This window comes from Paenibacillus sp. J22R160 (assembly GCF_059692135.1).
On record NZ_JCAUAU010000004.1, the window covers coordinates 302466 to 316493 of the forward strand.

Below are 14028 nucleotides of genomic sequence, written 5' to 3' on the forward strand. Positions count from 1 at the left end.
ATAAATGAAGAGGGCATGGGTAAAAAAGACTGGAAGTCATGAGCCTCCAGTCCTGTTTTTTTCAATTATTTGACCATTTCCTTATAAAGTCCAATGTATTGCTGCGCTGACTTCTTCCAGCTAAAATCACATTTTTTCATATTCTGCTGAATTTTCAGCCATGCGTCGCGATCATTTTTGTAGAAAAAGACCGCTCGACGGATCGTATGCAGCATATCATGAGCGTTGTAATTTTGGAAGGAGAAGCCTGTGCCTTCGCCAGTAAACTCATTATAAGGCAAAACAGTATCCTTCAGCCCACCAGTCTCTCTAACGATCGGTACAGAGCGGTACCGAAGTGCTATTAGCTGTCCAATCCCGCATGGCTCGAATTGAGACGGCATTAAGAACAAGTCCGAAGCTGCATAGATTTGATGCGCCAAAGCCTCGTCAAAGCAGATTTGAGCCGATACTTTATTAGGATGCTTCGCAGCCGCTTGCTTGAACATCTCCTCATAGTCGTATTCGCCCGTTCCGAGCACAACTAGCTGGATGTCTAGCGACAGAATTTCAGTGAGAACATGCTGGATGAGATCTAGCCCTTTTTGCTGCACCAACCGAGTTACTAAGGCAACCATCGGCACATCATCTTTCACTTCTAATCCTAGGCGCTCCTGGAGTGCTGTCTTGTTCAACAGCTTTTTGGGCAGCGAATCTCGGTACGTAGATACCAGATGAGGATCACTCATAGGATCAAACACGTCATAATCAATACCGTTCACGATACCCGTCAGCTGATCCTTGCGGTGGCGCAGCAGGCTATCCAAATGTTCGCCAAAATATGGCGTCTGAATCTCTTCGGCATAGGTCTGGCTCACCGTTGTAATACGGTCGGAGTATAGCAGCCCCCCTTTTAGGAAGCTAGCACCTCCGTGCAGTTCAAGCGCCGTGCCACTAAAATGGTCGTCGGATAAGCCGAATAGCTCCTTAAACAACGATTGGCTAAACACGCCTTGATATTTTAAATTGTGAACCGTCGATATCGTTTTGATCTCGCTATAGAATGGAAGATGCTGATAGTGAGCCTTCAGCAGCACAGGAATCATCCCGGTTTGCCAATCATGGCAGTGGATGACATCCGGCTGGAAGTCGAGAAGCGGCAATGTTTCGATCACGCCTTTGCAGAAGAATGCAAACCGTTCGGCCTCATCGCCATAACCATAAACACCAGAACGGTTGAAGTAAAATTCATTGTCCACAAAATAAAAAGTGACCCCATCCTGCTGCAAGACTTCAATTCCGATATATTGCTTTCTCCAACCGACATAAATATCATGCGTAACTGCCATTGTCATCGCATTCCGGTACTTGGCAGGGATCCCGCCATATTTAGGCAAAATAACCCGCACATCCAACCCTTGCTGGGTGAGCTCCTTAGGCAATGAACCGATCACATCCGCCAGACCACCTGTTTTGATAAAAGGAACAGCCTCTGAAGCCGCAAAGAGTACTTTCATCTTTCCACTCCTCCTGATCGTCGAAAAGCCGCCTTTGGGGAGGCAGGCTTTTCGGATTATATCTAGTTATGTCGCTCAAGAAAGATACCGATTAGATCACTTTCGTTTTAGCCGCGATGAATGGCGCTTTGTTGTCTCCTGTGAGTACGCGACCGCGAGAGATGAAGACATCCTTATCGAGAATCGCATTCTCAATAATCACATTCTCCTCGATTTCGCAGTTTTGGAGAATAATACTGTTTTTCACGTAGGCACCCTTGCGGATTTTCACTCCACGGAATAGTATGCTGTTCTCTACCTTACCTTCAATGGTGCAGCCGTTAGCAATCAGCGCGTTTTTGGTTGCGGCAGATTCCAAGTATTTCGCAGGCGGCTCATCTTTAACCTTGGTATAAATCAGATTTTTCTGGAAGAACAATTCTCTCCAGATCGCTGGGTTCAACAGCTGCATGCTGTGCTTGTAGTATCCTTGAATCGAATTCACGATTCCTACATGCCCTTCGAATTTATAGCCATACACACTAAGTTTATCAATATTTTTCATAATACCATCACGAACCAGGTGGTCATAACCCTGAGCCAAGCAAGATTCTACCATGTCGAGCAAAAGCGCTTTGCTCATAATGTACATTTCCATGGAAATGTTATTGGTCCGCAGTCTTCCGGTATGATCTTCCATAAGTGTAATTTGTCCGTTATCTTTGACGGCTAAGCGGCGGAATTTACCTTGAATATCTTCATCCGTTTGCTTATAGATGACCGTAATATCCGCTTGCGTGTCCTCATGATGACGGATGACATCGCGCAGATCAAGGTTGCACACCATATGGCTGCGAGAAATAATAACCAGCTCTTCTTTACCGCGATAGAAATAATCCCGATGGCTGTAGAATTGGTACAAATCCCCGCGTGAAATGCCCGTTGGCTCATCCATGACGGATGGCAGGACGAACAATCCACCGCGTTTTCTATCCAAATCCCACTCTTTCCCGGATCCAAGGTGATCCATCAAAGAACGGTACTTGTGTTGTGTAAATACGGCCACATTATCAATCCCAGAATTCACCATGTTCGACAATGTAAAATCAATTAACCGATAGCGTCCGCCGAATGGTACTGATGCAGGGCAGCGGAAATACGTCAGTTCTTCCAAATCGTCCGGTTCATTCACTAAATTAATTACACCCATTACATGTTTCATCTGAGATCATCCCTTCTGTTTGGCAGTCGCTAATACTCGTTCATTGCCGCCTATGAGTGTAATTTCACCGTGACCGTCTACAACAGCGCCATCTTCTACAACCGTGTTTTCCCCAATAATCGCTTTGTTAATTGTTACATTGTTACCGATTTTCGCATTCGGCATAATAACTGAGTCACGAATTTGACTACCTTCTCCGACTTGTACACCGAAGAATAAAACAGAATGATCCACATCTCCGAAAATCGCACAGCCCTCATTCACGAGTGAACGCTTAATGTTCGCTGTGGGTGCCACATATTGAGCAGGCTGGTATGGATTTTGGGAGTAAACACGCCAATCTTTATCATTAAGGTTCAGCTCGTTATTATCATCGAGCAGATCCATATTTGCTTCCCATAAGCTATCAATGGTACCGACATCTTTCCAATACCCTTCGAACGGATAAGCATACATTCTTGCTTCATTTTGCAGCATCATTGGGATTACATCTTTCCCGAAATCCTTACTGGAATCCGGATTTTCCTCATCCGCAATCAGATACGATTTTAGAACACTCCAGTTAAAAATATAAATACCCATGGAAGCCAAGTTACTATTCGCTTCTTTTGGTTTTTCGGCAAATTCAGTTATTTCCTGATTCTCATTTACGCTCATAATTCCGAAACGGTTCGTTTCTTCCCATTTCACTTCGATAACGGCAATACTTGCATCAGCTTTCTTCTCTTTGTGGTAAGAAAGCATCTTATCATAATCCATTTTGTAAATGTGATCACCCGAGATGATCAGTACATACTCCGGATCATACTGCTCAATAAATCCAATGTTGCGGTAAATGGCATTGGCCGTTCCTTTGTACCAATCTCCGCCTTTTTGTTCCATGAACGGAGGCAACACAGTGACACCGCCATACTTGCGGTCCAAATCCCACGAACTGCCGATTCCAATATACGTGTTGAGCACGAGAGGCTGATATTGCGTCAGGACACCAACCGTATCGATACCTGAATTCGTGCAATTGCTTAGGGTGAAATCAATGATACGGTACTTTCCGCCAAAGTGAACAGCTGGTTTGGCCAAATTATTCGTTAGTACGCCTAGTCTACGTCCTTCTCCACCAGCGAGGAGCATGGCAACACATTCTTTACTGCGCATCTCTGATTTCCCCCTTCAACTTCGTTTTCTCTAGTTGGAATTCTTTCACACATTTTATATAAACAGCCGCAAGCGGCGGAATACACAGAGATAAGCTATAAGGCAGTTCGTGATATTTTCTTTTTTCACTCGTGATCGGCAGTTTGTTTCCTTGTCCGGAACCGCCAAATTCAGGAGCATCGCTGTTAAAAACAACTTCATACATGCCATTGTACGGAACGCCGATTCGATAATCGGGGTGCACGACAGGCGTGAAATTACAGATGAGAATCAGATCATCTTCAGCGCTATTTCCTTTGCGCATGAAAGTGACGACGCTTTGGCTCTCATCATGCGGATTAATCCATTTGAAACCGTCTGGACTGTGATCCTTTTGCCATAAAGCCGGTTGGTCCAAATAAAATTGATTGAGCGCCTTCACGTAAACGTGCATCTGCTCATGCTTCTCATAACCGTCCAGCAGGAACCAATCCACTTCCTCCTGGTCTTTCCATTCGTCGAATTGACCGAACTCGCTGCCCATGAACAGCAGTTTTTTGCCAGGGTGACCTGACATATATCCGTATAAAACGCGCAGATTGGCAAATTTCTGCCAATAATCGCCCGGCATCTTATGCAGGAGTGATCGTTTCCCATGAACAACCTCATCGTGAGAAAACGGTAGTACATAATTTTCGCTAAAGGCGTACATAAAGGAGAATGTAATCAGTTTATGGTGATATTTGCGATGAACGGGATCCAGCTTCATATAACGCAGCATGTCGTTCATCCAGCCCATATTCCATTTATAGTTAAATCCAAGCCCGCCATCATGCACAGGTGCTGTAACCAGTGGCCAATCGGTGGAATCCTCTGCCATCATAAGCGCATCCGGATAATAAGAGAAGACAACTTGATTCAGTTTTCTTAAGAATGCGACGGCTTCGGGATTGTCATCCCCGCCCCATTGATTCTTAAGCGGCTTCTCATCCGATCGACCGAAATTCAAGTGCAGCATGGAAGCTACAGCATCAACCCGGATACCATCGATATGGTACATATCCATCCAAAATATGGCGTTTGAGATGAGAAAGCTTTGCACTTCCGGCCTGCCAAAATCAAATGTAAGTGTCCCCCATTCTAGCTTCTCGGCTTTGCGCGGGTCTTGATATTCATAAAGGGGCTTTCCATCAAATTGCCTCAAACCATGAGCATCTTTGCAGAAATGCCCAGGGACCCAGTCCATGATGACGCCAATCCCTTTTTGATGACAACGATCGACGAAATGCATGAACTCTTTCGGTGAACCGTGCCTGCTCGTTACAGAGAAATAACCTGTCGCTTGATAACCCCATGAGCGGTCAAACGGATGCTCGGCGAGCGGCATTACTTCAATATGTGTATAACCCATCTCCACGGCATAATCAACTAACTCGTCCGCAAGCTGGTCATAGGTGTATAATTCTTCGCTATGTCTGTCTTTTTTGCGCCACGTACCTAGATGCACCTCATAAATCGACAAAGGCTTATTATAAGCGGGAGCCTGTTTCTTCTGCTCCTGCCAAGCCTCATCTTTCCATTCATAGCCTTCCAAATCGACAACACGAGAGGCTGTGCCTGGACGCACTTCAGAGTAAAAGGCGTAAGGGTCAGCTTTCAACAAAATTTGACCTGTCTCGCTTTGAATTTCGTACTTGTAATGATCACCTTCACTTGCCTCAGGAACAAACAGCATCCAAACCCCGAGTGAACTGAACTTCTCCATACGGTGTTTACCGGATTGCCATTGATTGAAATCTCCGAGTAAGCTGACCTGTTTGGCATTAGGCGCCCATACTGCGAAACGTACTCCCTCATAACCTTTTCTTTTACTAACATGCGCCCCTAGAATGCGATAGCTGTGATACAGGGAACCTTCATGAAGTAGAAACAAATCTTCTGAGCTGGGTGTACCAACATTTGCCCCCATGTTATCCCTCCCATAATCGACCTTTTTCTTCAAAATATGGATGTAATAATTAATCACATACAGTACAAATACAACAAGCAGGTGGAGAATTCCTTCAAACCCTCATATTAAAAAAAGGAAAATCCTTTATCCTGGGTGAATTACTAAAGTGACAGTTAAATGAAAGGTGGAAACCAGATTATGAAAGACAAGGTGAAAGGACTTATCGTAGGTTTAACGATCGGTTCATTAATTAGCGGTACAGCTGCTTTTGCGGCTAGCAGTCAAATTGAAGTGGCTTTCCGCAGCATCAAATATATGTTTGATGGTGTCGAAAAAGCGCCTACAGATGGAAAAGGTTTTGTGTACGAAGGTTCTACTTACGTCCCTCTTCGCTTCGTGAGTGAAGCACTAGGAAAAAAAGTCGAATGGGATGAAGAAAATGAAACCATTTGGATCGGTAACAATCCGAATAAAGTCGTTGCAACCTATAAAGGCGGTACAGTAACGAAAGGCGAGTTTGATACTTTCTTTGCGATGCAGGCAATTTTAAATAGCGGCCATGCTGCTTCAAAGGATGACCCTGAATATCAAAAAAGTGTTTTATCCCAATTAATTCAATATAGAATCCTGTACGGTAAATCTTCCGAAGCTGATCAAAAAGCGGCTAAAGGTACTGCATCTGCTCAAATTGCGACTTGGAAAACTCAAAATGGCGAAGCCAAGTTTCTAGAAGACTTGAAAAACTTCAAAGTGACTGAAACTGAACTTCAATATTACCTAGTTGGCAGATTGACAGCAGAAAATTATATCAATTCCAGCATCACCGACGCACAACTGAAAGCCAAATATGACGACAACCTCAAACAAGATAAAGATGCTTATACGATTGCTTCTGTCCGCCACATTCTGATTGGTTTCACAAACGAAGACGGAAGCGCGAAGCGTACGAAAGAAGAAGCGCTTAAGCTTGCTAAGGATGTGCAACAAAAACTTAAGAGCGGCGAAGACTTCGCTAAGTTGGCTAAAGAACTAACTGACGATCCTGGCTCCAAAGAAACAGGCGGCCTTTATGCAGATGCAGAAGTTGGTAAATGGGTGCCTGAATTCAAGAAAGCTTCGATTGAGCAACCGATAGGCGCTGTAGGCGACCCTGTTGAGACACAATTTGGTTATCATGTGATCAAAGTCGAATCCAGATCCGTGAAATCTTTCGATTCGGTGAAGGACTCGTTAAGAGGATCATTGGAACAAGCACAATACCAGCAATTTGTAGAAAAAGAATTACCCGGTTTGATTGAAAAGATCGATTTAAGTGAATAAATGGTGTACAATGGATGTTCGTTAAAGTATACAAGTTGAAGGATGGAATGCAACATGTTTTATGCAAAAGACTGGGTAGATTATGAGCTTCTCGATACCGGCGGCGGCGAAAAGCTTGAGCGCTGGGGCACGATCGTACTTCGAAGACCGGACCCGCAAATCATTTGGCCTTTGGAAAAAGAAACACCCGCATGGCGTCAAGCCGATGCTCATTATCACCGCAGCTCCAGCGGCGGCGGACAGTGGCAGCAGAATGCTGAACTGCCGGAACGCTGGACCATCACCTATGACCAGAAGCTGTCATTTTATATTAAGCCAACTAGCTTCAAGCATACGGGTCTATTCCCTGAGCAAGCCGTCAACTGGAAATGGATGATTGATAAGATCCAAAATGCTGGAAGACCAATCAAGGTATTGAACCTGTTTGCTTATACAGGCGGAGCTTCTCTGGCCTGCGCTTATGCAGGAGCAGAGGTTTGCCACGTCGATGCCTCCAAAGGTGTTGTGCAATGGGCGAAAGAGAATCTGCATCTCAGCAATATGGGCAGCCGCCCTGTACGTTTCATTACGGATGATGTCTTCAAATTTGTGCAAAGAGAACAGCGCCGCGGAAGCAAATATGATGCGATCATCATGGACCCTCCCTCATACGGACGCGGACCTAATGGCGAGACTTGGAAACTAGAAGATGACCTCTTCCCTTTCATTCAAACCTGCCAGAGCATTTTGACGGATAATCCTCTATTCCTGTTAATTAACTCTTATACAACAGGTATTTCGGCTACTGTTCTGCAAAACATCCTAACAATGGCGATGAAAGCCAAGCATGGCGGTACCATCTCCAGTGGAGAAATCGGTCTGCCGATCACTCACTCCGGCTTAATGCTCCCTTGCGGTATTCTGGGACGCTGGGAGTCGTAGGATGACTGGGGCCAAAGATGTTTCGGGAGCATCGCAAATTCCGATACTTTTCGAAGACAACCACATTCTCGTGGTAGAGAAGCCCGTGAACATGCCAACACAAGAGGACGACTCGCGTGATCCTGATCTGCTAAACGTCCTGAAGGCAGATCTCAAGCACCGGCACAACAAGCCTGGCAATGTGTACCTCGGGCTTGTCCACCGGCTTGACCGCCCTGTAGGCGGCGTGATGGTCTTCGCCAAAACGTCAAAAGCCGCGTCACGGCTGTCGGACGCGGTAAGGACTAGGCATCTCGACAAAACGTATGTCGCTATTGTGCATGGCAAACCGCCACAGCCGACCGCTACGCTGCGTCACTGGCTCTGGAAGGACACGCGGACGAATACCGTCAGCGTTGTCAAACCAGGCCAGCACGAAGCCAAGGAGGCTGTGCTGGACTATAAGCTGCTCGGCAGCCAGGACGGTCTCAGCTTGATCCAGATCAAGCTGCACACCGGGCGGCCGCATCAAATCCGGGTGCAGCTGGCTGCCATCGGCTGCACCCTGTACGGCGATCAGCGCTATGGCAGCGCGGTCAACAAGCCCGGCCAGCAGCTAGCGCTCTGGGCGGCGGCACTGTCCTTTGAGCATCCAACACTCAAAGAGACGATGCATTTTCGTTCGCTGCCGCCAGTGCAGCGGCCATGGAATGAATTTACAATCCCAGAATTGTAAATTCACTCTGGGGGGAGCCTCTGCCATTAATTGGCGACCTTCCCCAACAAATAAATAAGCAATTTCTGATTATGGGCGGAAACGCGGCTCAGGTAGGTGTCCAGCAGTTGTTCCCGGACTGACGTACCTCGCTCGCATTCCGCCTTTCCTTTATCTGTGACATGTACCCAAACGATACGGCGGTCTTTCTCATCCCGCACCCGCACGATTAATTCACTTTTCTCCATACGATCTAATAGCGTTGTAACCGCTGCAGGTGTTGTAGATAAATACTCGATTAGATCTGAAGGCTTCATTCGCTCATTCGTCATAAGTAATTCTAATACGTTAAGTTGCCCTTCTGTAATCGTAGGTGCTAATCCTACTTCCATCTGGCTCTTCAATTCCTTAGACAATTTCAGCCACAGCTTTCCAAACTCATCGGAATACAACCTCACATCAACTCGCTTCCAACATCTACTATAACGCAAGTATAGCACGCATTTTCGCCGGTTAAAAGGTTAATGCCATTAATACTTTCCTACAAAAGCTGCACATTTCCGGGACTTGCTGTGGCTTGTTGTCGAGTCATCTACAACTTTGTCCGAACTTGAAGAAAATCTCGACTTCTTTTTAACACTTAGCCCACTTCTGACATATACTGTTAAGCAGTTAGTATCGCAGATCACGCTAAGGAGTGGTTCAAAGTGGATGATTGGAAAATAGAGCTTGGCAAAAAGGCACTCGAAGCCGGCATGCTGAAAGACCCACAGTGGCTAGATCGATTAGACGAACCGATGCCCCTGTGGGTCTTATTAGAGTTAGCTTTTATGCTGGTGGAGAAACTGGATCCACCTACGGTCAGTTATGACTGAGGGAAACGCAGCACATCTATAATAGACTCTGTTTTGGTAACAGGTATAAGCTGTTTGCCTTGCGCTTTACGATCTTCCAGTGGCGCTGTCTCCGTTGAGAAGCGAAGCTTCTCTCCATTACTCATCACGGCTGTAATCTGATAATCCATTTTCACAATGAATGTTCGGATTAAACCTGTTCCATTCGGTCTCACACGCTTGCCTTCCTTGAACTCAAAGGTCAGAATACCTTTTCCTCCACGCCCTTGAATCGGATAATCAACGACTAGGGACCGCTTAGCATACCCGAGGTCCGAAATGACGAGCACTTCCCCCTCATCCCCGTAGATCCACTCCGCCGAGACGACATCATCGTCTTCTTTGAGCTGGATGCCGCGCACACCCGCAGCCGCACGGCCCATCGGGTTTACTTCCTCCTCGCGGAACCGAATGCTCATACCCAGTTTCGTGACAAGCAGAATTTCCTTCGTGTTGTCGCTGAGATGCACATAGAGCACTTCATCTTGTTCAGCAATTTTACAGGCGACAAGTCCGTTGGAGCGATTCGTCATGTACTCTTTAAGTTCCGTACGCTTCACTTGGCCTTTGCGGGTGACGAACACAAGTGATTTTGTTGGATCGTCAAAGCCTTTGATCGGAATCACATTGACGATGCGGTCTTCCTTGGCGATCGGAATGACATTGACAATAGCGGTGCCATTATCTTTCCACTTGTACTCTGGCACTTGATGGACAGGCAGTAAGTAATACTGGCCTTTTTTCGTGAAGATCAGCAAGCTCTCAATCGTATTAACATCGAGCAAGAAGCGCAAGTAGTCGCCTTCTTTAAGCCCTGTATTTTCCAGTTCTCCGCCAGAACGCGTAAACGAAAGCTTGCTAGTACGTTTCAAGTAACCTTCGTTAGAAAGCGTTACGAAGACGTCTTCCGGATTGACGAGCACTTCTAGATTAACTTTCAGCTCTTCAACCTCGCCTTGAATAGCTGAACGGCGTTCGATACCGTATTTCTTCCGGATTTCGCCCATTTCATCTTTAATTACACCTAACAGCTTTTTCAAGCTGCCCAAAATGCCCCGCAAATAAGCAATTGTTTTCTCAACATCTTTCAACTCTTTTTCAAGGGTTGTGATTTCTAAATTCGTTAACCGGTATAATTGCAAGACTAGAATGGCGTCCGCTTGACGCTCAGAAAAGCCAAATTTCTCGACCAGGTTGTTTTGTGCATCCTGACGATTTTTGGACGCTTTGATCGTTGCGATCACTTCGTCCAATATATTAAGAGCCTTGACAAGCCCTTCCAGCACATGAGCGCGGTCTTCCGCTTTCTCAAGCTCATATTGGGAACGGAAAGTGACAACTTCCTTTTGATGCCCAATGTAAGCTTCCAGAATTTCACGAATACCCAATTGGCGCGGCGCTTTGTTTACAATGGCAACCATGTTGAAATTGTACGTTACTTGCAAATCCGTCTTCTTCAGCAAATAAGCCAAAATCCCTTGCGCATCCGCTTCCTTTTTCAGTTCAATGACGATCCGCAGTCCATTACGTCCGCTTTCGTCCCTAACTTCTGCGATACCTTCGACTTTCTTCTCAAGGCGGATATTCTCCATTGCCGTTACAAGGCGAGATTTCACGACCTGATACGGAATTTCAGTGATCACAATTTGCTGTCTTCCGCCGCGCATGTCTTCGATCGCTGTTTTGGACCGTATATAGATACGGCCTTTGCCTGTGCGATAAGCCTCACGAATACCATCTTCCCCCATAATAATGCCGGAGGTAGGGAAGTCCGGGCCTTTGACGATTGTCATTAACTCGTCGACGGTAATCTCAGGCTTGTCGATCATCGCCGTGCAGGCATCAATAATTTCACGCAAGTTATGCGGCGGAATCTCAGTCGCAAAACCAGCTGAAATGCCACTTACACCGTTTACAAGCAAATTAGGATAACGCGCTGGGAGCACAACTGGCTCTTTCGTGGAGTTATCGAAATTATCCTTAAACATAACTGTACGTTTCTCAATATCACGAAGCAGCTCCATGGCAATTTCAGAGAGCCTAGCTTCTGTATACCGCATTGCTGCTGGCGGATCATCGTCAAGAGATCCCCAGTTACCATGCCCATCCACAAGTGTATGAGCCATCTTCCATGGCTGAGCCATACGAACCATCCCGTCATAAATGGAGGCGTCTCCGTGCGGATGGTAGTTCCCCATGACATCGCCGACCGTTTTTGCGGACTTGCGGTATGGTTTATCAGGGGTGTTCCCTGAATCGTACATGGCGTACAATACACGCCGTTGTACAGGCTTTAATCCATCCCTAACATCCGGGATCGCGCGATCCTGGATGATGTATTTGGAATAACGCCCGAATCGATCGCCAACGATCTCCTCTAGATAGGCTGGTAAAAATTCTTCTAAAATACCCAACTTTCAGTCACCACTCTTTTTGGTCTACTCTACATATTCGGTAAAATCGACGTTCTCTATAATCCAACGTTTACGCGGATCAACTTTATCGCCCATTAAGGTTGTTACTCGGCGTTCTGCCTTAGCAGCGTCTTCAATTTGAACCTGCAGCAACTGACGGCTCTCCGGATTCATGGTTGTTTCCCATAACTGCTCCGGATTCATCTCGCCAAGTCCTTTGTACCGTTGTAACTCGGTATTCTTGCCAAGCTCTTTCACAACAAGCTGCAGTTGCTCATCTGTCCATGCATATTTATATCCGCCATTTTTGCCTTTTCTAGTCACTTTAAAAAGCGGCGGCTGTGCAATGTACACTTTTCCAGCATCAATCATAGGCTTCATGTAGCGGTAGAAGAACGTCAGAAGCAGAACTTGAATATGCGCACCGTCGGTATCAGCATCCGTCATAATGATAATCTTACCGTAGTTCATCTCTTCAACTTCGAACTCAGACCCGACTCCTGCCCCAATAGCCGCAATGATCGCTTTATACTCATCGTTTTTCATAATGTCGAGAAGCTTTGCCTTTTCGGGATTCATCGGCTTCCCTTTTAGCGGCAAAATAGCTTGATGCTTGGAGTCGCGTCCCTGCTTCGCGGACCCTCCGGCAGAATCTCCCTCGACGACGAACAATTCATTGCGCTGCAAATCTTTGGACTGCGCAGGGGTTAGCTTACCGCCTAGATTGGAGCTCTCGCTCTTCCCTTTTTTCCCGCTGCGAATTTCTTCCCTCGCTTTACGAGCAGCTTCGCGTGCTTTAGAGGCTTGAACAGCCTTCTTCAGCATCATCTGCGCAATTTGCGGATTTTCTTCCAGAAACACCGTCATTTTGTCCGAAACAACCGCATCAACGGCACTTCTTGCAATAGCGCTTCCAAGCTGGTCCTTGGTTTGACCGACGAATTCGACATCGCCCATCTTAATATTGATCACGACCATCATACCTTCTCTTAGGTCGGTGCCGTCAAGGTTTTTATCTTTCTCTTTGAGAATGCCCGCTTTACGTGCATATTCATTCATGACCCTCGTATATGCCGTCTTAAAACCCGTTTCGTGCGTGCCGCCGCCGCGGGTTGGGATTGCGTTCACGAATGAGGCAATCGTTTCTGTGTAGCCATCATTGTACTGAAGAGCTACCTCCACTTCAATTTCGTCCTTCTCAGAAGCAAAATGAATAACGGGATGAAGCACTGTCTTCTCTTCATTCAAGAATTCAACGAATTGGCTCGCGCCGCCTTCATACTGGAACGAATCTTGCTTATCCGTGCGCTCATCTTTTAAATTCACGAGCAAGCCCGAATTCAGGAAGGCAATCTCCTGCAGTCGCTCGGATAAAGTGTCGTACGAAATGGTAGTCCCGCCTTGGAATACGCGTTTGTCCGGTTTGAACGTAACTTTAGTTCCTGACCGGTTCGTATTGCCTATGACTTCAAGCTTGGTAACAGGTTCACCGACATGCTCGACACCGGCATCATCGACCCAATATTCAAAGCGCATTTTGTGTATTTTGCTGTCACGGTAAATTTCAACTTCCAGCCACTCGGAGAGGGCATTTGTAACCGAGGCACCAACGCCGTGCAGTCCTCCGGATTTCTTGTACCCAGAACCTCCGAATTTACCTCCGGCATGAAGAATTGTAAAGACAACCTGAGGTGTAGGAACACCTGTCTTATGCGTACCCGTCGGAATTCCCCGACCGTTATCTTGCACCGTAATAGACTGATCTTTATGTATGGTCACACTGATTTTGGAACAGTGTTTGGCAAGATGTTCATCTACCGCATTATCGACAATTTCCCAAATCAAATGGTGCAAACCGGAAGAACTCGTGCTGCCGATATACATCCCTGGTCTTTTACGAACAGCGACAAGCCCTTCCAGTACTTGAATATCATCGACATCATAATCCGATGTTGGGGCTTTTCCATTAGCAAATTCTAGTTGCTCGGTCATTGAAGCCCTCCT

11 protein-coding genes are annotated in these 14028 nt (G+C 46.3%); 4 read left to right on the plus strand and 7 right to left on the minus strand.

Annotated features, from left to right (window positions below; translation table 11 throughout):
• Positions 1 to 65: 65 nt before the first annotated feature.
• From glgA to glgB, 4 genes are all read right to left on the minus strand, one after another.
• Positions 66 to 1496 carry a glycogen synthase GlgA gene (gene glgA, locus AC58UW_RS12095; protein ID WP_497420912.1) on the minus strand — a complete coding sequence of 477 codons (1431 nt, stop codon included), beginning with the start codon at positions 1494 to 1496 and terminating at the stop codon, positions 66 to 68.
• Between the two features lie 91 nt (positions 1497 to 1587).
• Positions 1588 to 2697: a glucose-1-phosphate adenylyltransferase subunit GlgD gene (gene glgD / locus AC58UW_RS12100; RefSeq protein WP_497420913.1), complete on the minus strand. Its 1110-nt coding sequence runs from the start codon at positions 2695 to 2697 to the stop codon at positions 1588 to 1590.
• Between the two features lie 6 nt (positions 2698 to 2703).
• Positions 2704 to 3852 (minus strand): glucose-1-phosphate adenylyltransferase, encoded by a 1149-nt coding sequence (locus tag AC58UW_RS12105; protein ID WP_497420914.1) that lies wholly within the window; start codon positions 3850 to 3852, stop codon positions 2704 to 2706.
• Positions 3842 to 5800 carry a 1,4-alpha-glucan branching protein GlgB gene (gene glgB / locus AC58UW_RS12110; RefSeq protein ID WP_497420915.1) on the minus strand — a complete coding sequence of 653 codons (1959 nt, stop codon included), beginning with the start codon at positions 5798 to 5800 and terminating at the stop codon, positions 3842 to 3844. The genes AC58UW_RS12105 and glgB overlap by 11 nt, the downstream gene beginning before the upstream one ends.
• 180 nt (positions 5801 to 5980) lie before the next feature.
• On the opposite strand from glgB, the gene AC58UW_RS12115 reads away from it, so the two are divergent.
• From AC58UW_RS12115 to AC58UW_RS12125, 3 genes are read left to right on the plus strand one after another with little or no spacing between them, the layout of a single operon-like run.
• Entirely contained in the window at positions 5981 to 7102 is a 1122-nt protein-coding gene (locus AC58UW_RS12115) for a peptidylprolyl isomerase (protein WP_497420916.1), read from the plus strand.
• A gap of 54 nt (positions 7103 to 7156) precedes the next feature.
• Positions 7157 to 8023 (plus strand): class I SAM-dependent methyltransferase, encoded by an 867-nt coding sequence (locus tag AC58UW_RS12120; RefSeq protein ID WP_497420917.1) that lies wholly within the window; start codon positions 7157 to 7159, stop codon positions 8021 to 8023.
• Position 8024: 1 nt separating this feature from the next.
• On the plus strand, positions 8025 to 8738 hold the full coding sequence (locus AC58UW_RS12125; protein WP_497420918.1) for an RluA family pseudouridine synthase: 714 nt from the start codon (positions 8025 to 8027) through the stop codon (positions 8736 to 8738).
• Between the two features lie 26 nt (positions 8739 to 8764).
• Here the strand turns inward: AC58UW_RS12125 and AC58UW_RS12130 are convergent, their stop codons facing one another.
• Complete coding sequence (locus AC58UW_RS12130; RefSeq protein WP_497421190.1) at positions 8765 to 9169, minus strand: MarR family winged helix-turn-helix transcriptional regulator; 405 nt, start codon at positions 9167 to 9169, stop codon at positions 8765 to 8767.
• Positions 9170 to 9424: 255 nt separating this feature from the next.
• Between AC58UW_RS12130 and AC58UW_RS12135 the strand changes: the two genes are divergently transcribed.
• Positions 9425 to 9592, plus strand: coding sequence for a hypothetical protein (locus tag AC58UW_RS12135; protein ID WP_497420919.1), 168 nt, complete (start codon positions 9425 to 9427; stop codon positions 9590 to 9592).
• On the opposite strand, the gene gyrA is transcribed toward AC58UW_RS12135, so the two are convergent.
• Both gyrA and parE read right to left on the minus strand, forming a co-directional pair.
• Positions 9583 to 12024 carry a DNA gyrase subunit A gene (gyrA, locus tag AC58UW_RS12140; protein ID WP_497420920.1) on the minus strand — a complete coding sequence of 814 codons (2442 nt, stop codon included), beginning with the start codon at positions 12022 to 12024 and terminating at the stop codon, positions 9583 to 9585. The two genes, AC58UW_RS12135 and gyrA, sit on opposite strands and share 10 nt — an antisense overlap.
• Positions 12025 to 12048: 24 nt before the next feature.
• The gene (gene parE / locus AC58UW_RS12145) at positions 12049 to 14016 is read right to left on the minus strand and encodes a DNA topoisomerase IV subunit B (protein ID WP_497420921.1); all 1968 of its coding nucleotides are present in this window, start codon (positions 14014 to 14016) and stop codon (positions 12049 to 12051) included.
• Positions 14017 to 14028: the final 12 nt, after the last annotated feature.

Coding starts and splice junctions, on each gene's coding strand:
- AC58UW_RS12120 (WP_497420917.1), top strand. CDS start 7,157: ATGTTTTATGCAAAAGACTGGGTAGATTATGAGCTTCTCGATACCGGC.
- glgA (WP_497420912.1), bottom strand. CDS start 1,496: ATGAAAGTACTCTTTGCGGCTTCAGAGGCTGTTCCTTTTATCAAAACA.
- parE (WP_497420921.1), bottom strand. CDS start 14,016: ATGACCGAGCAACTAGAATTTGCTAATGGAAAAGCCCCAACATCGGAT.
- glgB (WP_497420915.1), bottom strand. CDS start 5,800: ATGGGGGCAAATGTTGGTACACCCAGCTCAGAAGATTTGTTTCTACTT.
- AC58UW_RS12115 (WP_497420916.1), top strand. CDS start 5,981: ATGAAAGACAAGGTGAAAGGACTTATCGTAGGTTTAACGATCGGTTCA.
- AC58UW_RS12125 (WP_497420918.1), top strand. CDS start 8,025: ATGACTGGGGCCAAAGATGTTTCGGGAGCATCGCAAATTCCGATACTT.
- glgD (WP_497420913.1), bottom strand. CDS start 2,697: ATGAAACATGTAATGGGTGTAATTAATTTAGTGAATGAACCGGACGAT.
- AC58UW_RS12105 (WP_497420914.1), bottom strand. CDS start 3,852: ATGCGCAGTAAAGAATGTGTTGCCATGCTCCTCGCTGGTGGAGAAGGA.